This window comes from Streptomyces sp. SM1, from assembly GCF_002910825.1.
Lineage (GTDB): Bacteria > Actinomycetota > Actinomycetes > Streptomycetales > Streptomycetaceae > Streptomyces > Streptomyces okerensis.
Genome location: NZ_NEUB01001030.1, coordinates 43,342 through 65,580 on the forward strand (window position 1 = coordinate 43,342; position 22,239 = coordinate 65,580).

At 70.6% G+C, this 22,239-nt stretch carries 21 protein-coding genes; 10 read left to right on the forward strand and 11 right to left on the reverse strand.

The features are described from left to right. Positions 1–247 precede the first annotated feature (247 nt). Complete coding sequence (locus tag B9S61_RS37305) at positions 248–1,300, forward strand: hypothetical protein (protein ID WP_181007710.1); 1,053 nt, start codon at positions 248–250, stop codon at positions 1,298–1,300. A gap of 124 nt (positions 1,301–1,424) precedes the next feature. Here B9S61_RS37305 and B9S61_RS37310 read toward each other — a convergent pair whose 3' ends face one another. Further along, positions 1,425–1,889, reverse strand: a complete 465-nt coding sequence (locus B9S61_RS37310) for an NUDIX hydrolase (protein ID WP_103546121.1) — start codon at positions 1,887–1,889, stop codon at positions 1,425–1,427. A 318-nt stretch (positions 1,890–2,207) separates the two neighbouring features. Between B9S61_RS37310 and B9S61_RS37315 the strand changes: the two genes are divergently transcribed. Continuing rightward, complete coding sequence (locus tag B9S61_RS37315; RefSeq protein WP_103546122.1) at positions 2,208–5,525, forward strand: S8 family serine peptidase; 3,318 nt, start codon at positions 2,208–2,210, stop codon at positions 5,523–5,525. 91 nt (positions 5,526–5,616) lie between these two features. On the opposite strand, the gene B9S61_RS37320 is transcribed toward B9S61_RS37315, so the two are convergent. Both B9S61_RS37320 and B9S61_RS37325 read right to left on the reverse strand, forming a co-directional pair. Beyond that, entirely contained in the window at positions 5,617–6,387 is a 771-nt protein-coding gene (locus B9S61_RS37320) for a hypothetical protein (RefSeq protein ID WP_258040076.1), read from the reverse strand. Positions 6,388–6,673: 286 nt separating this feature from the next. Then, on the reverse strand, positions 6,674–7,210 hold the full coding sequence (locus B9S61_RS37325; protein WP_103546123.1) for an RNA polymerase sigma factor: 537 nt from the start codon (positions 7,208–7,210) through the stop codon (positions 6,674–6,676). 343 nt (positions 7,211–7,553) lie between these two features. Between B9S61_RS37325 and B9S61_RS37330 the strand changes: the two genes are divergently transcribed. Further along, positions 7,554–8,570: an aspartate-semialdehyde dehydrogenase gene (locus B9S61_RS37330; RefSeq protein ID WP_103546124.1), complete on the forward strand. Its 1,017-nt coding sequence runs from the start codon at positions 7,554–7,556 to the stop codon at positions 8,568–8,570. Between the two features lie 60 nt (positions 8,571–8,630). Here B9S61_RS37330 and B9S61_RS37335 read toward each other — a convergent pair whose 3' ends face one another. Together B9S61_RS37335 and B9S61_RS37340 are read right to left on the reverse strand one after the other, a co-directional pair. Continuing rightward, positions 8,631–8,978, reverse strand: coding sequence for a type II toxin-antitoxin system PemK/MazF family toxin (locus B9S61_RS37335; RefSeq protein ID WP_103546125.1), 348 nt, complete (start codon positions 8,976–8,978; stop codon positions 8,631–8,633). Further along, the gene (locus B9S61_RS37340) at positions 8,965–9,195 is read right to left on the reverse strand and encodes a ribbon-helix-helix domain-containing protein (RefSeq protein ID WP_103546126.1); all 231 of its coding nucleotides are present in this window, start codon (positions 9,193–9,195) and stop codon (positions 8,965–8,967) included. Before B9S61_RS37340 ends, B9S61_RS37335 begins: the two co-directional genes overlap by 14 nt. Before the next feature lie 178 nt (positions 9,196–9,373). Between B9S61_RS37340 and pepN the strand changes: the two genes are divergently transcribed. Next, positions 9,374–11,986, forward strand: a complete 2,613-nt coding sequence (gene pepN / locus B9S61_RS37345; RefSeq protein WP_103546127.1) for an aminopeptidase N — start codon at positions 9,374–9,376, stop codon at positions 11,984–11,986. 69 nt (positions 11,987–12,055) lie between these two features. Here pepN and B9S61_RS37350 read toward each other — a convergent pair whose 3' ends face one another. From B9S61_RS37350 to B9S61_RS37360, 3 genes are read right to left on the reverse strand one after another with little or no spacing between them, the layout of a single operon-like run. Then, positions 12,056–12,598, reverse strand: coding sequence for an NUDIX hydrolase (locus B9S61_RS37350; protein WP_103546128.1), 543 nt, complete (start codon positions 12,596–12,598; stop codon positions 12,056–12,058). Positions 12,599–12,609: 11 nt separating this feature from the next. Continuing rightward, on the reverse strand, positions 12,610–13,734 hold the full coding sequence (locus tag B9S61_RS37355; RefSeq protein ID WP_103546129.1) for an adenosylhomocysteinase: 1,125 nt from the start codon (positions 13,732–13,734) through the stop codon (positions 12,610–12,612). Next, positions 13,721–14,134: an ATP-binding protein gene (locus B9S61_RS37360; RefSeq protein WP_374936276.1), complete on the reverse strand. Its 414-nt coding sequence runs from the start codon at positions 14,132–14,134 to the stop codon at positions 13,721–13,723. The genes B9S61_RS37355 and B9S61_RS37360 overlap by 14 nt, the downstream gene beginning before the upstream one ends. A 148-nt stretch (positions 14,135–14,282) precedes the next feature. On the opposite strand from B9S61_RS37360, the gene B9S61_RS37365 reads away from it, so the two are divergent. The 5 genes from B9S61_RS37365 (at position 14,283) to B9S61_RS37390 (ending at position 18,269) form a co-directional block, all read left to right on the forward strand. Beyond that, on the forward strand, positions 14,283–14,825 hold the full coding sequence (locus tag B9S61_RS37365; RefSeq protein WP_103546131.1) for a GntR family transcriptional regulator: 543 nt from the start codon (positions 14,283–14,285) through the stop codon (positions 14,823–14,825). After that, entirely contained in the window at positions 14,822–15,601 is a 780-nt protein-coding gene (locus B9S61_RS37370; RefSeq protein WP_103546132.1) for a GntR family transcriptional regulator, read from the forward strand. Before B9S61_RS37365 ends, B9S61_RS37370 begins: the two co-directional genes overlap by 4 nt. 65 nt (positions 15,602–15,666) lie before the next feature. Continuing rightward, positions 15,667–17,298: a hypothetical protein gene (locus B9S61_RS37375; RefSeq protein WP_258040078.1), complete on the forward strand. Its 1,632-nt coding sequence runs from the start codon at positions 15,667–15,669 to the stop codon at positions 17,296–17,298. Between the two features lie 114 nt (positions 17,299–17,412). Further along, positions 17,413–17,901: a TetR/AcrR family transcriptional regulator gene (locus tag B9S61_RS37385; protein ID WP_103546133.1), complete on the forward strand. Its 489-nt coding sequence runs from the start codon at positions 17,413–17,415 to the stop codon at positions 17,899–17,901. 2 nt (positions 17,902–17,903) lie between these two features. Beyond that, a complete protein-coding gene (locus B9S61_RS37390; protein WP_103546134.1) occupies positions 17,904–18,269 on the forward strand; it encodes a hypothetical protein in 366 nt (121 codons plus the stop codon). A gap of 15 nt (positions 18,270–18,284) precedes the next feature. Here the strand turns inward: B9S61_RS37390 and B9S61_RS37395 are convergent, their stop codons facing one another. Together B9S61_RS37395 and B9S61_RS37400 are read right to left on the reverse strand one after the other, a co-directional pair. After that, positions 18,285–19,817: a PQQ-dependent sugar dehydrogenase gene (locus tag B9S61_RS37395; RefSeq protein WP_103546135.1), complete on the reverse strand. Its 1,533-nt coding sequence runs from the start codon at positions 19,815–19,817 to the stop codon at positions 18,285–18,287. Between the two features lie 228 nt (positions 19,818–20,045). After that, positions 20,046–20,981: an EamA family transporter gene (locus B9S61_RS37400; protein ID WP_103546136.1), complete on the reverse strand. Its 936-nt coding sequence runs from the start codon at positions 20,979–20,981 to the stop codon at positions 20,046–20,048. Positions 20,982–21,104: 123 nt separating this feature from the next. Between B9S61_RS37400 and B9S61_RS37405 the strand changes: the two genes are divergently transcribed. Next, positions 21,105–21,617, forward strand: a complete 513-nt coding sequence (locus tag B9S61_RS37405) for a MarR family winged helix-turn-helix transcriptional regulator (RefSeq protein WP_103546137.1) — start codon at positions 21,105–21,107, stop codon at positions 21,615–21,617. 211 nt (positions 21,618–21,828) lie between these two features. Here the strand turns inward: B9S61_RS37405 and B9S61_RS37410 are convergent, their stop codons facing one another. After that, positions 21,829–22,104 (reverse strand): hypothetical protein, encoded by a 276-nt coding sequence (locus B9S61_RS37410; RefSeq protein ID WP_103546138.1) that lies wholly within the window; start codon positions 22,102–22,104, stop codon positions 21,829–21,831. Between the last annotated feature and the right edge of the window lie 135 nt (positions 22,105–22,239).

Genomic DNA, 22,239 nt, shown 5'->3' on the forward strand with positions numbered 1-22,239 from the left:
GCGGGTGAGCCGGTGGCTGCTCGCACGGTTCCCCGCGCCCCAGGAGCATGGAGCTTTGGCCTACGATTCGGCGCTCCGTGATCGTTACGGAATGCGGCACACAGCAGCCGTAACCCCTGGCCGCAGCCGAGCGGACCAGGGGTTTTCGGTATCCGAACACGCGTCCTTTAGTGAGGGCTTGTCCTCATTTGTCGACGAGCGTGTAACAGGGGTTCAAGGACGGGCGGGAGGCGGGAAATTGCCGGTCATGAACCACGACACCCCGCTCTCCCCGCGCCCCCTGCACCAGCTCTCGGCCGGCGCCGGACGCCGTGTGCTGACCCACGCACAGCTGCGCGCCCACGGCGTCTCGGCCGCCGAGGCCGGTGAGCAGTGCCGCTCCGGCGGGCCCTGGCAGCAACTCCTGCCGGGCGTGGTCCTGCTCCACCCGGGTCCGCCGACCAGCGAGGAGCGGCTGCACGCGGTACTGCTGTACGCGGCACGGGAGCGGACCGTGGGCGTCCCCGTCCAGCCCGGCACGGACCAGCCGCCCGCCTCCCCCTACGGGGAGGCCATGATCACCGGCCTTGCGGCGCTGACCCTGCACGGCTTCGCGTCCGCTCCCCCGCTGCCGTCCCTGGAGGTCGTCGACGTCCTGGTCCCGCGGCTGCGCCGGCTGCGCTCGACCGGTCCCGTCCGGATCGTCCGCGCTCCGGCCCTGCCCGTCCCGGAGCAGGTCACGGGCCTTCCGGTCGCCCCGGTACCGCGCGCGCTGGCCGACGCGGTGGCGGTCCTGGAGGACGCGACCGCCGTCCGCCGGCTGCTGACGGAGGCGGTACGCGGCGGCCACTGCGACCCGGCGGCGGTGGTGCGGGAGCTCACCGGCGCGAAGCTGCTCAACCGGCCGCACGTGGTGGACGCGGTGGACGCGCTGCTGGCCGAGGGCCGGGCGCTGGCCGAGGCCCGGCTGTACCGGATGGTCCGCGACCACGGCCTGCCGGACCCGTACTGGAACGTCGATCTGCGTCTTCCCGGCGGCCCTCACCTCGGCGGCCTCGACGCGTACTGGCCGGAGCAGGCGGTGGCGGTGGAACTCGACACCCGCGCGCCCCGGCCGGGCCGGCGCCCCGGGGACGACGCCGCGTGGACGGAGCACACCCGCAAGCGCGAGCATCTGGAACGGCTCGGCATCACGGTCGTCCACCTCACCCCGCGGGGGCTGCGCGACGCGGCGGAGCAGCAGGCGGCGGCGGTCCACACGGCCCTGACGACCGCGACGGACCGCGACCCGGCGGCGTACGTCGTGGTCCTGCCCCGGTAGTGCCCGTCCGGCGGAACATGCCGGGACAGCGGGGTCCGGCGCGCTCTTCCCCCGCTGCCGCGACGACGTGGACGGCCTCCCGGCGGCCCGCCCCCTCGCCTCGCCCCTCGACCGTCGCGTACGCCTACTCCCGCCCGTCCACCGGCTCCGCCCGCCCTGTCGGCGGGCGTTCGCGCCACAGGCGCAGCGCGATGTCGATCAGGTGGATCCGGGTCAGACCCGGAACGGTGTCGAAGGGCTGCCAGGCGGCGAGGTCGGTGGAGCCGTCGGCCTCGTTGCGGAGTTCACCGCCGGTGACCCGGGCCTCGTAGACCAGCCGTACGCCGTGATGGTCGACGGTGCGGCCGAGGCGGGCGGGAAGGTTGCGACGGGTGGAGTGCACGCCGAGCAGTCCGGTGACCTCGACGGCATAGCCGGTCTCCTCCTCGACCTCCCGGCGCACGGTGTCGCAGGGGTCCTCGCCGTGTTCCATGCCCCCGCCCGGAAGGACCCACTCGGGGACGCCGCCGGGGCCCGGGGAACGGGCGAGCAGGAGCTGTCCGTCGCATACCACCACGGCGCAGGCCGCCACCCTCAACGTCTGTCGCATCAGGGGACGTTGACCCGGCCGCCGTGCACGACCGGTCCGTTCGGCCGGCAGCTGTCCGGATGCGTCCTGACGCCACGCGCGCACCGGTGACGCACGACCCCGCGCCCGCAAGGGTGACTTGTCGGCTTCGGACCCCATCTCCCCATAAGCGCATCGGGGGTTTTCCCCACACATCCATTTTCTTCTCGCCAACCCTCGCCAAACATCACCCCTTGCGTAAGGCTCAACGATCGTCCGGCGCTGCCTTCCGGACCGTCGCGACCAGGGTCGATCGGCTCCGGTCGCTCGCGATCGTTCCTTTACTTACAAGGGATGCCGATGACCAACTCTCCCCACCGTGACTCCATATCGGGCACCAGACGCGTGGCCCGTATAGCCGTGGCCGCCGGTCTCGTCGCCGCACTCTCCGCGGCCGGACCTGTCACGCTGGCGTCCGCCGCCGACAACCCGGCCGCCGCGCCGGCCGACGCGGACGTCAAGTCAGCTCACGACAAGCTCGGTTCGGCCGACGCGGAGCTGCTCGCCGAGGCGAAGGCCGACGGCGCCAAACACGTCACGATGATGATCGCCACCGCTCCCGGAAAGACCGAGCGGGTCGCCGGGCAGCTGGACGCGGTCAAGGGCGGCTCGGTCGGCCGGACCGACGACAAGCTGGGCTACGTCCGCGCCACCGTCCCCACCGGCAAGGCCGACGCGGCGATCGCCGCCGCCACCAAGCTCTCCTCCGTGCACGGCGTCGACCTGCGCGACGAGATCCCGCTGGACGACCCCACGCCCAGTGCTGACACCACGCAGCACGCCAAGGGCAAGCACAAGGGCACGAAGTCCTACTCCGGCCCCGACCGGCGGACGCCCGCCGAGAACCCGTACAACCCGTCCTTCGAGACCGGTGCCGTCGAGTTCGTCGAGGACAACCCGAGGGCGGACGGCCGCGGCGTCACCATCGGCATCCTCGACTCCGGCGTGGACCTCGGCCACCCCGCGCTGCAGAGGACCACCACCGGCGAACGCAAGATCGTCGACTGGGTGACGGCGACCGACCCGATCGTGGACAACGACCGGACCTGGCGCCCCATGGTCTCCTCCGTCGCCGGGCCCACCTTCACCTACGGCGGCGAGACCTGGACGGCCCCGGCGGGCACGTACCAGATCAGCTCCTTCCTGGAGTCCTACACCACGGGCGGCGACGCGGGCGGCGACGCCAACCGCGACGGCGACACCACCGACTCCTGGGGCATGCTCTACGACGCCGCCGCGGGCACGGTCCGCGTCGACCTGAACAACAACCGGGACTTCTCCGACGACACCCCGATGAAGCCGTACAAGGACGGCTTCCAGATCGGGTACTTCGGCACCGACGACCCGACGACCGACGTCGCCGAGCGCCAGCCGTTCGTCGTGGAGATCCGCGAGGACGTCCCGATGGACCCCTACGGCGGCGACTGGATCGGCAAGACCGCCGACTTCGTCAACATCGGTGTCATCGAGGGCTCGCACGGCTCGCACGTCGCCGGCATCACCGCCGCCAACGGCCTGTTCGGCGGGCGGATGGACGGCGCCGCGCCCGGCGCGAAGCTCGTCTCCTCGCGCGCCTGCACCTGGTCCGGCGGCTGCACCAACGTGGCGCTCACCGAAGGCATGATCGACCTCGTCACCGAGCGCGGCGTCGACATCGTCAACATGTCCATCGGCGGTCTGCCGGCGCTCAACGACGGCAACAACGCCCGCGCCGAGCTCTACAACCGGCTGATCGACACCTACGGCGTCCAGCTGGTGATCTCCGCGGGCAACTCCGGCCCCGGTGCCAACACCATCGGCGACCCGGCCCTGGCCGACAAGGTCATCTCCGTCGGCGCCACCGTCTCCAAGGAGACCTGGGCCGCCAACTACGGCTCCGAGGTGCGGACCAAGTACGACATGATGCCGTTCTCCTCGCGCGGTCCGCGTGAGGACGGCGGCTTCACGCCGACGCTGGCCGCCCCCGGCGCCGCGATCAACACCATCCAGACGTGGGCCCCGGGCGCCCCGGTCGCCGAGGCGGGCTACTCCCTCCCGGCCGGTTACGGCATGCTCCAGGGCACCTCGATGGCCTCCCCGCAGGCCACCGGCGCCGCCGCGCTGCTGCTGTCCGCCGCGAAGCAGAAGCGCATCGACCTCACCCCGGCGAAGCTGCGCACCGCCCTCACCTCCACCGCCGAGCACATCCGCGGTGTGCAGGCGTACGAGGAGGGCGCCGGCCTCATCGACATCGAGGACGCCTGGGACGCCATCCGCGACGGTGCCACCGCGCACCAGTACGAGGTGAAGGCGCCGGTCGACACCGCGATCGACCAGTTCCTGAAGACCCCCGGCTTCGGCACGGGCCTGTACGACCGTGAGGGCGGCCTGGAGGCCGGCCAGAAGAAGACGTACGACATCACCATCACCCGTACGTCCGGCCCCGACCGTGCCCTGCGGCACGAGCTGGACCTCGAGAACAACGAGGGCCGCACCTTCCGCATCCTCGGCGACGACGACATCCGGCTGCCGCTGAACAAGCCGGTGACCGTCAAGGTCCAGGCCGCGCCCGGCTCGGCCGGCATCAAGAGCGCGATCCTGGAGGTCGACGACCCGCGCACCGAGGGTGTCGACCGGCAGATCCTGACCACCGTGGTCGCCTCGGCGCCGCTGGAGTACACCTTCTCCGCGTCCGGCACGGCCCAGCGCAACAGCACCACCTCCTACTTCGTCACCGTGCCCGAGGGCGCGAGGACGCTGGAGATCGCGATGAGCGGGCTGAAGGCCACGAGCCAGACCCGGTTCATCGCCATCCACCCGTACGGCGTCCCGGCCGACCCGACGTCGACGGTCAACTGCTACCCGAACTACGCAAACCCGGCCAACACCTGCCGTCCCGACGTGCGTTCGTACGCGGACCCGCAGCCGGGCGTCTGGGAGATCGAGGTCGAGTCGCGCCGTACGTCGCCGCTGCTCGACAACCCGTACAAGCTGGACGTCGCCGTCCTCGGCGCGGCCTTCGACCCGGAGACCGTGACGGTGCCCGAGGCGAAGATCGGCACGCCGGCCGCCGTCTCCTGGAAGGTGACGAACGAGCTCGCCGGCCTGGAGGGCAAGCTGGTGGGCGGCCCGCTCGGCTCGTCCAAGACCGACCGGCCGGCCATCAGCACGGGTGACACCCACACGACGACGGTCGAGGTGCCCGAGGGCGCCGCGTCCCTCGACGTGGCCATCGGCAACGTCTCCGACACCGCCGCCGACCTGGACCTGACGGTCTACGACCAGGCCGGCAAGCAGGTCGCCCAGTCCGCCGACGGCGACTCGGAGGAGTCGGTGTCGATCGCCTCCCCGGCGGCCGGCACGTACACCGTCGCGGTGGACGGCTACTCGGTCCCGGCCGGTTCGACGGACTACGACTACCTGGACGTGTTCTTCTCCTCCACGCTCGGTTCCGTCGCGGTCGACGGTTCCGCGCCGGTGAAGCTGGGCACGGGCGACTCGGCCACCGTCTCCGGCGACGTCACCGTCGCGGCGGCGGCACCCGAGGGACGCGCGTTCTTCGGGCGCGTGCAGCTGGTGAACGAGCGCGGCACGGTCGCGGGCCTCGGCAACGTGGCGATCGAGAAGGTCGTCCCGTAAGCGGCTGACCTACGGCAAGGAAAGGGGGCGGGCGTCCATTCGGGCGCCCGCCCCTCGTCGTACCCGGTCGTCCGTCGAGCCCTCCTCGTCCTCAGTCGCAGGTCAGGGTGCGTGACTCGGGGAGCGAGGCGGTGATCAGGGCCCGTTCGCGGGCGATGTCCGGCTCGCCGACGACCACCCTGTCCGGGTGGACGCCGTCCAGGGGCATGCCGACCAGGACGCGGTCGCCCGCGCGCAGCGGGGAACCGTCGGCGGTGTACCTGAGGAACGTGACCTCGCCCCCGCCCTGGTAGTACCGGCTCACCTCCAGCGTGACACGCTCCGTGCCGGTGGCCCCCGGCACCTGCTCCACCTCCGTCACCGAACCCTCGGCGACCAGACGCGCGCACGCCAGATAGCGAGGGCTGCCGAAGAGGACCCCGCCCGCCTCCTTGGAGTCCGCGGCGACACTGCCGTCCGCCGCGCCGGTCACCCCCTCGCCCTGCGTCACGAGCCATCCCATGCCGAGCACCAGACCGGCGGCGCCGGCGGCGACCAGTCCGCCGAGGACGACCTTCGCCGTCCGGCGACGGGGGCTGTGAGGGCGCCGTCTCGCCGACGCACCGGCCCCCTGCTCGTCCGCCGCCGCCTCACCGGGGACCGTGAGGGCGTCGCCGATCAGCGCCAGTTGCTCCCGCAGCACAGCAACATCGGCGATGGCCACCCGGTGTGCGTCCACGAGCGCCGCATCCCGCTGTGCCCATGCGGGAAGGGGCTCATCGAGGATGACGGCCATCAGCATGTCCGAACCGTCGAGCTCGTCGCGCTGGACGTTCTCCGGGTTCTCGTACCGAGGCTCCGGGTTGTCGTCTCGTGCATTCATGTCACTGGAAACCCTCCGAGGACATCCCTGGCCTCAGCCGGGGGAGGAATCGGATTCCTGCGAAGCAGGAAACGGAACGGGATTTCATCCCAAAAGTGAGGGAACATCCACACGGCAGGGTAGATTGGCCGCTGTGCGTCGCGAGAACCAAGCACGCGCAACTCCTTTGTCTTGACGGGCAACCGGGCAGGTTCCGTCCCGGCCGGTATTGAGAGCGTCGGACTCACTCGCCTGCCGAGCGGATGAGCAGCTTGAGCCAGGAATCCCCCTACTTCGGGGGGAGGGTTCAAACCACCTCGTCCTCGTGCAGGCGGGCGCGCAGGGCCCGTACGGCAGCGTGCAGCCGGCTCTTGACGGTGCCCTCCGGGACGCCGAGCTGCTCGGCGATCGAACGCACCGGCAGATCGGCGTAGAAGCGCAGCACGACGACCTGGCGCTGCGCGTCGGGCAGCCGGTCCAGGCCCCGGGCGACGGCGAGGGAGAGCACGCTGGTCTCCTCGCCGGACGGCTCTTCCGCCGGACGCAGCGCGGCCAGCCGCTCCCCGAGCCGCTCCTGGCGGCGCTTGGCCCGGTGCCAGTCCATGGCGAGGTTGGAGGCGACCACCGCCGCCCACGCGGAGACGTCCCGGGGCGCCTCCCGCCCGCTCGCGGCGCGTTCCAGCAACCGCAGGCGGACCTGCTGTACCCCGTCCGGCAGGTCCGCCTGCGGTACTCCGCCCAGTGCGAGCACCGCCCGCACCCGGCGTTCCTGCGCCGCGTCCAGCGGGTCGTCGTCGCCGGCGACGTACGCCCCCCGGCCGCGCCGGATCCTTCCGCGCAGCACTGGCCCACCCCCTCACGCTGTTTCTCCTACGACGCCACCCGGGCCCGGAACGTTCGCGCGGGTTCTCCGGGTGCGGCAGAGGCGTACGTCACACCTCCGTGTGGACGGGGGCGAACCGGGCAGGGAACCTTGCGGTCCATGACCCCCGGTGACCGAATTCCTCCTGGTCAGCGGGGTGACGGCCGAAGGTCCGCGACCTTCCCGTCCTGCCCCGCCGTCCCAGTACGCGGGCAGAACGGCAAAGAAGTGGACAGGCGGGCCGTGGTCGGCCGCATCATGGAAGAGCCTCGGCCAGGCACACATCAGGCATCAGGTACGTATCAGGACGCAGTAGGGAGTCACCGTGAGGGTCGGAATCGTCGGAGCCACCGGTCAGGTGGGCACGGTCATGCGCAGGATCCTCAAGGAACGGAACTTCCCGGTCACGGAGCTGCGCCTGTTCGCCTCGGCCCGCTCGGCGGGCACGGAGCTGGACGGCGTGACGGTGGAGGACGCGTCCACCGCCGACTACAGCGGCCTGGACATCGTGCTGTTCTCCGCGGGCGGCGCGACCTCGAAGGCGCTGGCCGAGAAGGTCGCCGCGCAGGGCCCGGTCGTGATCGACAACTCCTCCGCCTGGCGCAAGGACCCCGAGGTCCCGCTCGTCGTCTCCGAGGTCAACCCGCACGCGATCGCGAACCGCCCGAAGGGCATCATCGCCAACCCGAACTGCACCACCATGGCCGCGATGCCGGTGCTGCGTCCGCTGCACGCCGAGGCGGGCCTTCAGGCGCTGGTCGTCGCCACGTACCAGGCGGTGTCCGGTTCCGGTCTCGCGGGCGTCGCGGAGCTGCACGGCCAGGCGCAGAAGGTGATCGACGAGGCCGACAAGCTGACCCACGACGGTTCGGCGGTCGACTTCCCCGAGCCCGGCGTCTACCAGCGCCCCATCGCCTTCAACGTGCTTCCCCTCGCGGGCAGCCTCGTCGACGACGGTCTGAACGAGACCGACGAGGAGCAGAAGCTGCGCAACGAGTCGCGCAAGATCCTGGACATCCCCGGGCTCAAGGTCTCCGGCACCTGCGTGCGCGTCCCGGTCTTCTCCGGCCACTCGCTGCAGATCAACGCCCGTTTCGCCCGCCCGATCAGCGCCGAGCGCGCGACCGAGCTGCTGGCGCAGGCCCCCGGTGTCGTCCTCACCGACATCCCCACCCCGCTGCAGGCCGCCGGCCAGGACCCGTCGTACGTGGGCCGCATCCGCCCCGACGAGACGGTCGAGAACGGCCTCGCGCTGTTCGTCTCCAACGACAACCTCCGCAAGGGCGCCGCGCTGAACGCGGTGCAGATCGCGGAGCTGGTCGCGGCCGAGCTCAAGGGCTGAGCGGGCCGACGCACGTCGCGAGGGGCGGTCACCGGGCTCGGTGACCGCCCCTCGGCGCGTTCACAGCGCCAGATGTCGCCGCAGCGCCACGTCGATCTCGGCCATACGCTGCCGTGGGACCGCACCGATCGGCCGCAGCAGCCTGTCCGGGGCCAGCGCCCGGACTTGCTCGCACTGCGCCTTGCAGTCCTTCAGGAGCCCGCACTCCCCCGCGGGCAGCAGCACCTGGAACGGGTAGACGCGGGACGTGTTCGTCGTCAGCGGCACCAGCGTGATCACACCCCGCCCGGCCCGCTCGACGGCCGCGTTGGCGCCGTCGTTCGAGACGATCACGCCAGGACGTGCCTTGTTGGCCTCGCTGCCCCGGGCCGGCCCGTAGTCGACCAGATAGATGTCACCGCGCTTCATCGGACACCCCGTCCCCCGAGAAGCGGTCCCAGAACTGCGCGTCCTCGCTCTCGTCCCACTCCGCGAAGGCCTCCGTGTACTGCTGCTCGAGTTGCGCTTGCCGTAGCAGTTCGATCGCGGCGTGTATCACCGAGGACCGGGAAGCGGCGTCCATACGGGCGGCGTACTCGTCGACGAAGGCGACATCCTCCTGCGGCAGACTCACACTGATCTTCATACATTCAATGCTACCCAGGGTATGACCCTCTCGGCTACCCATACCCGGTGCCAGCGCGACCGGAGCCCCTCCCTCAGGTCCGACCGAGGGGTATCCCCATGGTCCGGCTGCGTCATCGCCCGATGCCGATCCCGCGTGGAAGGATGACGCAACCCACACATAACGAGGAGATGACCGCGTGCCTGGCACAAACCTGACCCGCGAAGAGGCGCAGCAGCGGGCGAAGCTGCTGACCGTTGACTCGTACGAGATCGACCTGGATCTCTCCGGCGCGCAGGGTGGGGGTACCTCCCACTCGAGCGAAGCCGAGAGTGGGGGAGGGACCTACCGGTCCGTGACCACGGTGCGCTTCGACGTGGCCGAGGACGGAGACGGCGCCGAGTCGTTCATCGACCTGGTCGCTCCGGCCGTGCACGAGGTGACCCTCAACGGTGACTCCCTCGACCCCGCCGAGGTCTTCGCGGACTCCCGCATCGCCCTGCCGGGCCTGTTGAAGGGCCGCAACATCCTCCGGGTGGAGGCGGACTGCGCGTACACCAACACGGGTGAGGGCCTGCACCGCTTCGTCGACCCGGTCGACGGCCAGGCGTACCTCTACACCCAGTTCGAGGTGCCGGACGCCCGCCGCGTCTTCGCGAGCTTCGAGCAGCCGGACCTCAAGGCGACCTTCCGGTTCACCGTGAGGGCGCCGGAGGGCTGGACGGTCGTCTCCAACTCGCCGACCCCCGAACCGAGCGGCAACGTCTGGGAGTTCGAGCCGACCCCGCGCATCTCGTCGTACATCACGGCGCTGATCGTCGGCCCGTACCACTCCGTGCACAGCGTGTACGAGAAGGACGGCCAGTCCGTCCCGCTCGGCATCTACTGCCGCCCCTCGCTCGCCGAGTACCTCGACGCGGACGCCGTCTTCGCGGTCACCCGGCAGGGCTTCGAGTGGTTCCAGGAGAAGTTCGACTACGCGTACCCGTTCGCGAAGTACGACCAGCTGTTCGTACCGGAGTTCAACGCGGGCGCCATGGAGAACGCGGGCGCGGTGACGATCCGCGACCAGTACGTGTTCCGGTCGAAGGTGACCGACGCCGCGTACGAGGTGCGGGCCGCGACGATCCTGCACGAGCTGGCCCACATGTGGTTCGGCGACCTGGTCACCATGGAGTGGTGGAACGACCTGTGGCTGAACGAGTCGTTCGCCACCTACGCCGAGGCCGCCTGCCAGGCCGACGCGCCCGGCTCGAAGTGGCCGCACTCGTGGACGACGTTCGCGAACCAGATGAAGACCTGGGCCTACCGCCAGGACCAGCTGCCGTCCACGCACCCGATCATGGCCGACATCGGCGACCTGGACGACGTGCTCGTCAACTTCGACGGCATCACGTACGCCAAGGGTGCGTCGGTGCTGAAGCAGCTCGTCGCGTACGTCGGTGAGGACGAGTTCTTCCGGGGCGTGCAGGCGTACTTCAAGCGCCACGCGTACGGCAACACGCGCCTGTCGGACCTGCTGGGCGCCCTGGAGGAGACCTCCGGCCGCGATCTGAAGACGTGGTCGAGGCAGTGGCTGGAGACGGCCGGCATCAACATCCTGCGCCCGGAGTTCGAGACGGACGGCAACGGTGTCATCACCTCCTTCGCCGTCCGCCAGGAGGCCCCCGCGCTGCCGGCCGGCGCGAAGGGCGAGCCGACCCTGCGCCCGCACCGCATCGCGATCGGCTTCTACGACCTCGACGAGGCGAGCGGCAAGCTGGTGCGCGGCGACCGCGTCGAACTGGACGTCGACGGCGAGCTGACCGCCGTGCCGCAGCTGGCCGGCAAGCGCCGTCCGGCGGTCGTCCTCCTCAACGACGACGACCTGTCCTACGCCAAGGTCCGCCTGGACGAGCAGTCCCTGGCCTTCGTCACCGAGCACCTGGGCGACTTCGAGTCCTCGCTCCCCCGCGCGCTGTGCTGGGCCTCCGCCTGGGACATGACGCGGGACGCGGAACTCGCCGCCCGTGACTACCTCTCCCTCGTCCTGTCGGGCATCGGCAAGGAGTCCGACATCGGTGTCGTGCAGTCGCTGCACCGCCAGGTGAAGCTGGCGATCGACCTGTACACCGATCCGGCCGCCCGCGAGACGCTGCTGTCCCGCTGGACCGACGCCACGCTGGCCCACCTGCGGTCCGCGGAGGCGGCGAGCGACCACCAGCTGGCGTGGGCACGCGCCTTCGCGGCGACCGCCCGCACCCCGGAGCAGCTGGACATGCTGGAGGGGCTGCTGGCCGGCACGCAGACCGTCGAGGGCCTGGCCGTCGACACCGAGCTGCGCTGGGCGTTCGTCCAGCGGCTGGCGGCGGTGGGCCGCTTCGACGAGGCGGAGATCGCCGGCGAGTACGAGCGGGACAGGACGGCGGCCGGTGAGCGCCACGCCGCGACCGCCCGCGCGGCCCGTCCGACGGAGGAGGCCAAGGCGGAGGCCTGGGCCTCGGTCGTGGAGTCCGACAAACTCCCGAACGCCGTCCAGGAGGCCGTCATCGCCGGCTTCGTCCAGATCGACCAGCGCGAGCTGCTGGCCCCGTACACGGACCGGTACTTCGAGGTCCTGGCGGACGTCTGGTCGTCCCGCTCGCACGAGATGGCCCAGCAGATCGCGGTCGGCCTCTACCCCGGCATCCAGGTCTCGGGCGAAACCCTCGACAAGACCGACGCCTGGCTGGCGGCCACGGCCCCGGGCGCGGCCCTGCGCCGCCTGGTCTCGGAATCCCGCGCGGGAGTGGAACGGGCGCTGCGCGCCCAGGCGGCGGACGCGGGAGCGTAACCCGTACGCCTGCCGCACCAGGGGCGCCCGGCTTCGTGCCGGGCGCCCCTGTTTCCGTACGAGGGGTGGTCAGCGCAGCACTTGGAGAACGCGCTCACGCAATGCCTCGTCCTCGATACCGACCGCGTCCCGCCATGCGGCGGCCGTAACCTCCTCGGCCTGCACCGCGACGACTTCGGCCGCCGTGCGGAAGACGAACCGGAAGTCGAAATGCCGGTGGTCCGGCTCGCCCTTACCGGGGTTGGCCGGGATCGGGTGGTCATCGATGTGCACCGGCCGCCGCCCGACCGGGGTGATCGCCGACAGTGGAATGCCGGTCTCCTCGGTCAACTCCCGCTGTGCGGCCGCGAGGAGGCTGCTGTCCTCGGTCTCGACGTGCCCGCCCGGGAGAAGCCAACGGTCCAGGGCGCGGTGGCGGATGTGGAGCACGCGGCCCTCCGCATCGCTGAGAACCGCTCCGGCGGTCACATGGCCACGGAACTCCTTGCGGCTGCTGAGGTCCGCGGCTTCGTCCAGAAGCTCGGACAGGGCAGTCAGCCGCTCCCCCTCGTCCGGGTACGCGCCGAGATACTCGTCGAGCGTCGCGCGGATGTGATCGGCAGTGATGGGCATGGGGTGTCTCCTCACCTGTTGAAGTAGTCGAGCCAGGTCGCGGCGATGGTGGCCCGGTCGGCCGACCCGATCTCGTGCAGGCCCGGTTCCAGGTTGCCGCGCACGAGGGCCGCGGAAGCGGCCAGGATCTCGGCCTGCACGAGGAAGATGAACGGTCCGACACTCGCTCCGTGGAGAAAGTTGACGGCGTTGCCTCCGTTGAGCAGGTAGAAGTAGTGCCCGGTCGTCAGATACCGGGTGACGTTCTGACCCACGTGGGCCCGCTCGTACACGTCGTGCACTCCCGCGAGTTCGAGTTCATCCTCGCTGCTGGTAACGGTGGCGACGTACGCACCGTTGCGCAGGCGGCCGAAAGCCTCTCCCCGCATCGAAAGTGCGCCGCTGGCACACAGGACCAGCCCGGCGTCCTCAAGCCCCGCTTCCAGTGCGCGCGCCACTGAGAAGCCCTGGGAGAGAGCTTGCGTACGCCGAACCGGGTCGATGTCGTGGACCGTGACGCGCACGCCCTTCGCGTGGAGCAGACGCGCAATGCTCGAACCCAGCTTCCCGAAGCCGATGACGAGGGCGGTGCGGCCGTGCAGGATGTCGCCACGGCTGCGCATGAGTGCCTCGGTCGAGAACACGACGGACTGCCCTACCAGGAAGTCTTCCGGCTCCTTGAGTGGTGAGCGGGCCACCGAGACGACCGGACAGGGCAGCTTGTCGAGTTCGGCGTACCGGCGGTGGCCGTTCTCGGTGTCCTCGACCACGCCGGCGATGCTTCCCGAGAAGCGCTCGCACAGGGCATGGAGTGAGGGCGCAAAGTATCCGCCCACATCGAGCAGGGCGACCCGCAGTCCCGCCGCTTTCTCCTCGACGTACCGCAGTGCGCGGTCAGGGTCGGCGAACAACTCCCGCGACAGCTTGTCGCACACGTACCCGCTGCTCTCGACCCGCCTCACGGCCTCCGGATGCACGGACTTGGGTTTGGGTAACACCGCCCGCAGTTCGGTCACCGCCGCCACACCCCGAACGAACGCCGGACGCTCCGGCAACAGATGCGTGATCAGCAGTGAGGCCGGTCTGTCCGCCGGAGCGAAAAGAGAGGCAATACGCCCGAAGTAGGCGTTGAGTCGCGCGTGCTCAGCTGCTTCCATCGCTGCCCTTCCATTGTGAGTCCATCTTGAGTACGGCCCAGACGGTCTTGCCGGGGTCGTGCGGCGTCACACCGAAGTCGTCGGCGAGGGCCATGACGAGGTGCAGCCCCCTCCCTCCACAGCTGTCCGGCGCCATCCTGGGTACCTGCGGCCACCCCGCCCCGCTGTCCCGCACCTCGATGCGGACGAATGGACCGTCTCCGACCACCACCAGCGCGTACTCACGCCTCGGCGGCACACCGTGCAGCAGAGCATTGGTCGTCAGCTCCGACACACAGAGGCGTACGTCGTCCTGTCGCTCCCGGTAGCCCCACTCGGTGAGTGTTTCGAGAGCGAACCTGCGCGCGATCGGCACAGAGTGGCGAGTGCGCGGGAACCGGCGTTGCCGAGACAGAAGCACAGTGAGCGCCCCCTTGATCCAGTGGTTGCAAGGCCGGAGAAAGCGTATCACTATTCGCGAATAGCAGTAAGCCATGAGCGGACTCGGGAAGCGCTTCGCTTAACGTGTAAAGCAGCAAGGTCGAACAACCGCCCTCATGGAGGCCACAGTGAGCGACAGCACGTGGGTCAGCACCTCGTTGCCGTATCTGACTGCACGGGAAAGGGGGCGGCCGGACGCATGGGCGGCCGAGGCAGAGACACGCGGAGGCAAAGGCACACAGCGCATTGCGTACGCCGGTGAGGCCGCAGCCACGGAGGAAGTTGCCGCGCTTCTCGGGCTGCCGCCGGAGGAGACGGTGATCGTGCGCCGCAGGGTGATCGAACTCGATGGGGCACCCTGCGAACTGACGGACACCTACTATCCCGCACACATCGCCCGAGGAACCCGCCTTGCCGAGGAGAGGAAGATCCCGGGCGGCGCCGTGACATTCCTTGCCGAGCGCGGACACGTCGGCGCCCGCGTGCGCGAGGACGTGACCGCGCGGATGCCGGACGCGGAGGAGCGCGAGATCCTGCGCCTGGGACCGGACGAACCGGTACTCCGGCTGAACCGGGTCACGCTCGACGGCGACGACCGGCCCTTCCAGGTCGACATGATGGTCATGCCGGCCCACCGGCAGCAGTTGCGTTACGAGATCCGGATCGGATGACAGTGCCCACCACCCACACCGACTCACCCGACCGCCGGTCGCTCCATGAACGGATCGCCGCCGACCTCCGGGACGAGATCATGAGCGGCGACCTGGCACCAGGCGCCAACCTTCCCTCCACCACACAGCTCAAGGAGCGATTCGACGCCTCGAACGCGACCATCCAGAAGGCCCTGCATGTCCTCAAGGACGAGCAACTGGTCGTCGGCCGCGCCGGCTCCGCCGTGACGGTCCGCGAACACCGGCAGCAGACCATGCGCCCGGCCGCTTACATGGCTCCCGCGGCCCCGGGGACGCCCTATCGCTGGCTGACCGAGGCGGCACAGCCTGGCGCCCAGGCACACAGCACGTTGCTCGACGTGGTCGAGACGCGGCCTCCGGCCGACGTGGCGTCCTCACTGGACCTCGACGACGCCGAGAACGCGGTACTACGTCACCAGATCCTGTACATCGACGGAGAACCGGTCGAACTGGTCAAGTCGTACTACCCCCTGTCCCTCGCCCGGGACACCGCCATCATGGCCAAGCGAAAGATCAAGGGCGGCACTCCTGCACTCCTGAGCCAACTCGGATTCCCACCACGCCTGAGCGTCGACCGCGTCTCGGCCAGAGTCCCCACCCAGGAGCAGTACCAGGCGTTGAACCTGCCCAGTGACCTTCCAGTGCTCCGAACCCTGCGCGTGGTCTACAGCGATGCCGACCGCCCGGTGGAAGCCACGGTCATGGTCAAGGCAGGCCATTTGTACGAGCTGCAGTACGAGTTCACTCCCAGCTGAGGAAGCGCCGTCCCGTCGGGAAGAATCCAGGAGCCTTTCGGTCACGTCCCAGGCAGGATGCCTCTATGGACCATGTTCTGTGCGGGCTTGCAACCAACGTGAGCCTGCCGCACCAACTGGTCGACCGACTGATCGCGGCCGCTGACGCGGACATCGCTGCGGCTCTTGCACGTCGAGCGGACCTCAGCCACACGCAGGCGGTCGCACTGGCCATGCGGGCTGAGGAGAGCGCCGCGTGGCTTGCCTGCGCAGGCCTGCTGACCGCCGCCGACATCGACCCCGCGACACAACCGGACGGCGCGCTCGCCCTGCTTGCCGGGCGCGCCGGACGCCCGGAATGGGCGCGTCTCTTCGCGGAAGACCCAGTCGTCGAGCGCCGGGAGAAGCTGGCCGCCTGTTCCGGCCTTCCGCCCGACGTGGTGGAGATGCTGGCCGGCGACTCGGACATACAGGTCGTCGCGGAACTCGCATTGTGGACGACACCGGAGACGGCCACCGGACTTGCGGCGCACCCGCATGCCGAGGTCCGCCGCGCGGTGGCGGCCAACGAGGCCGCGCCACCGGCCGTACTGGCGGCGCTGCTCACTGGTGAAGGGCTTTCTCCCGCGCCGCGGTGCCTGGTCTGCGACCATGAGGAGGTGCCGTTCGTGCACGATCCGCAATGCTCGCGACTCAACTGCGAGCTGCTGCCCGGCGCCTCCTGCGACGGCTCCCACGAGTCCACCGGGCAAGATACACAGCAGATGGCGATTCGGAACCCGGCTACGCCCATCGAAGCCGTCGTCAGCTTCGTCGGTCACCCTTTACTGTTGCTGCGCTGGGCGCTCGCCGGCCGCCCCGATCTTCCGTCGGATGTCTGCGCTCGGCTCGCCGTCGACGCACATCCCGGTGTCCGAGCCGACGTCGCCGGGATTTCCACGACCGACGGCGCCCTGATGCGCGTACTGGCCGCCGATCGTGACCACGGAGTGCGGCGCAGTCTCGCCCACAACCCACACGTACCGCTCGACGTGCTGACCCACCTGGCCGGCGTCACCAAGATCGGCGCGACTCTGCTGCCGCGGATCGCCTCCGCATCCCCCGACGAGGTCGAGAAGCTGGCCGGATCATCGAACCCGGCCGCGCGGATGCTCATAGCCCAGCGACGCGATGTGCCACCCGCTGTACGGGACGCGCTGGCTGCCGACTGCGACGCAAAAGTGGTCAAGTCCATCGCCCCGCACCCGGGCCTCTCGGAAGGCCGACTGCGCACCGTGCTCGACCGGCACGGAGTCCGCGCCATCGCCAAGGTGGCCGCCAATCCGGACGCGACTCCGGCCCTTCTGGAAGACCTTGCCCGGCACAAGCCACCGGTACAGAAGGCGTTCCGCGAAATCGCCCGGCACCGCAATGCGTCGGCACCAGCACTGCTCGCCTGCCTGGGAGACACACGGGCGAGGCCCATAGCCGCCGGCCGCCCAGCCCTTCCGCCGCCGATCATCGAAGGGCTGCTCACCGACGCGGACTGGCAGGTGGTGGAGGCGGCATCCGCCAACCCCTCGCTGCCAGTCACGACCGGTGCGCTGCGGATCGGGCCTGGGACGCGGACGCCTCGCCGCCGGAACCTCCGGAGCCCTTCGAGCCGGCAGCGGAGCGCGAGGACGGGCGCGGGCTGGCGCTGGTGCGGGCCTGCGCCGACACGTGGGGGTGGCAGCTGACCAGGGGAGGGAGCAGGGGAAAGGTGGTGTGGTGCGAGCTGACGCCGACTGGAGAGGCAGTTTAGGAACGTTCGTTCTTGACTGGTCGTTCTTGAATCCCGTAGGGTCACCGGCATGGGACGACCACGCACCTTCGACACCGACCGGGCCGTCGAGTCCGCGGCCGCCCTCTTCGCCACGCATGGCTACGAGGGCACCTCGGTGGACGACCTGGTCTCCGCCACCGGAGTCCACCGGGGCAGCCTCTACAAGGTGTTCGGGTCGAAGAGGAGTCTGCATCTGACCGCCCTTCGCCATCACCTCGATCACGAGATCCACCCGAGCACGGCAGCCATCGCCACCCTCACCGACCCCGAGCAGGCGCTGACCGCGGCTATCGCCTCCTACGACAACGGACCGGCCTCCGGGCTGCTCCTGCTCGCCGCCGCCGAGCGCGCACCCCATGACGCCGACGTCGCCGCGCTGGTCGCGGAGGGCATCGCCGCGCTGGAGGACGCCCTGCGTCCTTCCCATGGCGACGCCGCGCCGCACCTCACCTCCACCGTCCTCGGCGCGCGCCTGAGGCTGCGCGCCGCCCGGCCGACCGTCTCCAAGGAGCACTGACCATGGCCCTGATCTCCGTCGACCGCGAACGCGGCCTGCTGACTGTCGAGTTCCGGGGCCTCGACAAACTCTGGACACTCAAGAGCCGTCTGGAGATTCCCCTCGCGCATGTGCGCGGCGCCACCCATGACCCCGGGATGGCACGCGAGCCGAAGGGCATACGCGTCGCCGGGACCCACTTCCCGGGCTACATCACCGCCGGACGCTTCCGGCAGGGTGGGGAACGTCTCTTCTGGGATGTGAAGAACCCGGACAAGGCGGTCGTCGTGGCGCTCGCCGATGGCGGGACCTACGACCGCCTCGTCATCGAGGTCGACGACCCCCGCGCCACCGTGGCGCTCATCGAGCGGTCCATCGAACGCGGTTGACGCCTCGCGGACGACTCAGCGGCCCACGGCGCAGGCGTCCCCGTCGAGCATGAACCGTGCCGGCGGGGACGCGTCGCCGGTGTGTTCGGTGAGGTAGCCGAGGGTGACGCTCGCGCCGGGGGCGATCGTGGCGTTGTGCGGGGCGTTGACCGCCGTGATCACGTTGCTGCCCTGGGTCAGGGTCGTGTTCCAGTCGGAGACGACCGTCTGGCCGAGGGCGAGCGGGAACTCCAGCGTCCAGCCGTTCACGGGGGTGTCACCGGTGTTGGTGACTTTGAGGTCGACCGTCGCCCCGGTGCCCCAGGCCGTCACCGTGCGGTCCACCCGGCAGGTGGGCTCCTCCTGGGCGAAGGACACCTTGTGCAGGCCGCCGGGGAGATCGTTGACCACGTAGAACTCGCCGTCGGCGGTCGTGCCGATCGACGTCACCTGGGTCGGCATCTCCCCGATCTCCGCCTGCTCGTAGCCGCCGTTGCCGTCGGGGCGCAGCGCCCACACCGTGGACGAGCAGTAGTCGGTGGCGATGTACGTGCCGCCGGCCAGGTCGGCGTGGTCCCGGCCCCGGTAGACGTGGCCGCCGATGACCGAACAGCCGCCGGTGTAGGGGGAGTACGTGAACACAGGGTCCGTGTACTCCTCGCCGGGCAGGCAGCCGCCGTTCGCGAACTTCTCCAGGCCCTCGTAGCAGGACCAGCCGAGGTTCAGCCCGCCCCGGCCGGGAGCGAGGTGGTCGATCTCCTCCCAGCGGCCCTGGCCCACGTCGCCGATCCACATCGAGCCGTCGGCGGCGTCGAAGGAGAACCGCCACGGGTTGCGCAGGCCGTACAGCCAGATCTCGTCACGGGCGCCGGGCGTGCCCACGAACGGGTTGCCGGCGGGGACGCAGTACGGAAGCGGGTCACAGGCACGGCTCACGTCGATGCGCATGATCTTGCCGAGGAGGGTGTCCAGCCGCTGCCCGGAGCGGAAGGGGTCGCCGGAGCCGCCGCCGTCGCCGATGCTCCAGTACAGGTTGCCGTCGGGACCGAACGCGAGCTGGCCGCCGTTGTGATTGCTGAACTCGGCGTGTTCCTGCGAGAGGAGGGGTTCCAGGCGGGAGTCGTCGAGGCGGTAGCGGGCGACGGTGACCGCGCCGTCGGGCAGTGCCGTGTAGGCCAGGTAGAGGTGGTGGGTGGCGGCGAAGTCGGGCGGGAGTGCGATACCGAGCAGGCCGCGCTCGTTGCCCGACTCGTCCACGGCTGACGTGATGTCGAGGAGGGGTGCGGCCGCCAGGCCGGTGTCCGGGTGGTAGACGCGTACGGTGCCGGACTTCTCGGTGATGAACAGGCGGTCCGTGCCGTCGTCGGGGGCGACCAGGGCGGTGGGGCGCCGCAGGCCGGAGGCGACCTGGGTGGTGGTGGCGCGGAGGGAGGGGAGAGGGACCGAGGGCGCGGCCTTCGTCGTCTCCTTCGGGGGCGGTGCGGGGTCCGCCGCGGCCGAGGGCAACGGGGCGAGCACGGTCAGCAGGAGAGCCAGCAGAACGGGCCCGGTCCAGCGGGGTCGTGGCATGTCGGCTCCAGAAACGAGGGGGGACGCTGACACAGCGGTGGTGCTTCTGGTGCTTCCGGTGCTTCTTCGGGTGCTTCTTGGGGTGGCGGGCGCGACCGGTCCTCCTGCCGCGGTTCGACGGCGGCGTGGGAGCGCTCCCGCGACCTCCCAGGCTGCGCGTCGCCGCACAGGGCGGCAATGATGGAACGCGCCACTTTCGCCCCACATGGCGCGAACGGTGCGGTCGCCTCAGCACCGGACCTTCGGGGGTCCGGCGGCCACCGGAACGGTGCGGGAGGGCTCGGGCACCGCGGGTGCCGCGCCGGGGCGCGCGGTGATCTGTCCCGCCACCGTCGCCCCGAACGCCACCGCCATGCCGGTCAGTTGCAGCGGTGTCAGGGTCTCGCCGAGGGCCGCCCAGCCGACCACCGCCGCCGCGAGCGGGGAGAGCGGGCCGAGGAAGGTGACCTGGGTGGCGGCGAGGCGGCCGATGCCCCGGAACCAGAGCCAGTACGCGACCGCCGTGTTCGCCAGGGCGAGGTAGACGTACCCGCCGGCCGCCGCGGCGTCGAGGGCGGGCGGGGCGCCCTCGACCAGGAAGGCGAGGGGGGCGATCAGCAGGCCGCCCGCGGTGAGCTGCCAGCCGGTGAGGGCGAGAGGGCCCACACCCTCGGGGCGGCCCCAGCGCTTGGTGAGCACCGTGCCGGCGGACATGGACGCGGCGGCGGCGAGGGCCGCGAGGACGCCGACGGAGTCGAGCGCGCCCGTCGCCTTCAGGACGACCAGGCTGACGCCGAACGCGGCCACGACGCCGGTGAGGACGTTGCGGACCGTCGGCCGCTGACCCAGCAGCAGCGCCGAGAGGGCGACCACGAGCAGGGGCCCGACCGACCCGACGACCGCCGCCATACCGCCGGGCAGCCGGTACGCGGAGAGGAACAGCAGGGGGAAGAAGGCGCCGATGTTGAGCGCGCCGAGCACCGTCGTCTTCCACCACCAGACACCGCGCGGCAGGACCCGGACGAGGGCGAGCAGGACCAGTCCGGCGGGCAGGGCGCGGGCGAGACCGGTGAACAGGGGGCGGTCGGGCGGGAGGAACTCCGTGGTCACGGCGTAGGTGGTGCCCCAGGAGACGGGGGCGAGGGCGGTCAGCGCGATGACGACGATGGCGCGGTTCGCTGCCATGGCGGAGCACCTCTTCCAGGTAGGTCGATGGAAAATAGCTTAGCTTCAAGCTACTTTCCGTCAAGCTTCTTTCCAGTGATCTACTTTCTTGCGGGCGACCCGGGCCCGGCGGATACTCCCGTCATGAGCACTCCCCCCGAGCAGCACTCCAAGGACCCCGTCGACGCGATCGTCGAGCAGTGGGCCCAGGTCAGGCCCGACCTCGACACGGCCGGCATGGAGGTCTTCGGGCGCGTCTACCGGCTCGCGCGCGCCATGGGCGACCGGATGGAGAGGGCGTACGCCCGGTACGGGATCTCACGCGGGGAGTTCGACGTCCTGGCCACCCTGCGCCGGACCGGGGAGCCCTACACCCTCTCCCCCCGGCAGCTCTCGGGCACGCTGATGCTCACCACCGGCGGGATGACGGGCCGCCTCGACAAACTGGAGCGCGCGGGGCTGCTGCGCCGCTCCCCCGACCCGCACGACCGGCGCGGACTCCAGGTCACGCTCACCGACGACGGGCTGCGGCTGATCGACGAAGCGGTCGGCGCGGGCCTCGCGGAGCAGACGGAGGCGCTGTCCGCCCTGGACGGGGAACGGGCGGCCCAGCTGTCCGGCCTGCTGCGGGAGCTGCTGCTCGCGACCGAGCGGTAGGGCCGGGCGCGGGGCGTCAGCCGACGTGGGTCGCGTCAGCCGATGTGCGTCGCGAGCGCGGACCGGTGAGGAGATCGCACCGGGCAAGGGGCGCGTGGGCGGCGCGGGAGGGTGCGTGGGCAGCGCGGAGGGCGCCGGCGCCGTGTTCGGCGGTGCCGGCGCCCTCGGGAGAGTGCGTGGTGGGCTGCCCGGGTGAGCGGCCCGCTCCGGATCAGGCCTTGGCTTCGGCCTTGGTGCTGATGTTGGAGCTGGTGATGTCCTTCTTCTTGTGCGACTTGTCGCCGATCATCACCAGTGCGGCGATGGCCAGGAACAGGCCGATGGGGGCCAGGACGTAGAGGCCCAGCGTCTCGATGACGCTGAGGCCCGCGCCGGGGTCGTCGCCGTCGTCGCGGGTGAGCGCGAGCGCGGGGGACGTCATGAGCAGCATCATCAGCGTCGTACCGGCTGCCAGGGCGCCGGCGCGCAGGGCGTTCTTCTTGTCCACGGTCCCCAAAGTATCGAACGCGGGTGGGCTGCGCGCGCTCGGGGTGGTGCAACGGGCTGCGGGGGGTGTGCTGGGTGCGCCGGAGCGGGGACAGGGCGGCGAGGAAGTTCGGCAGCATCGCACCGCCGAAGACGA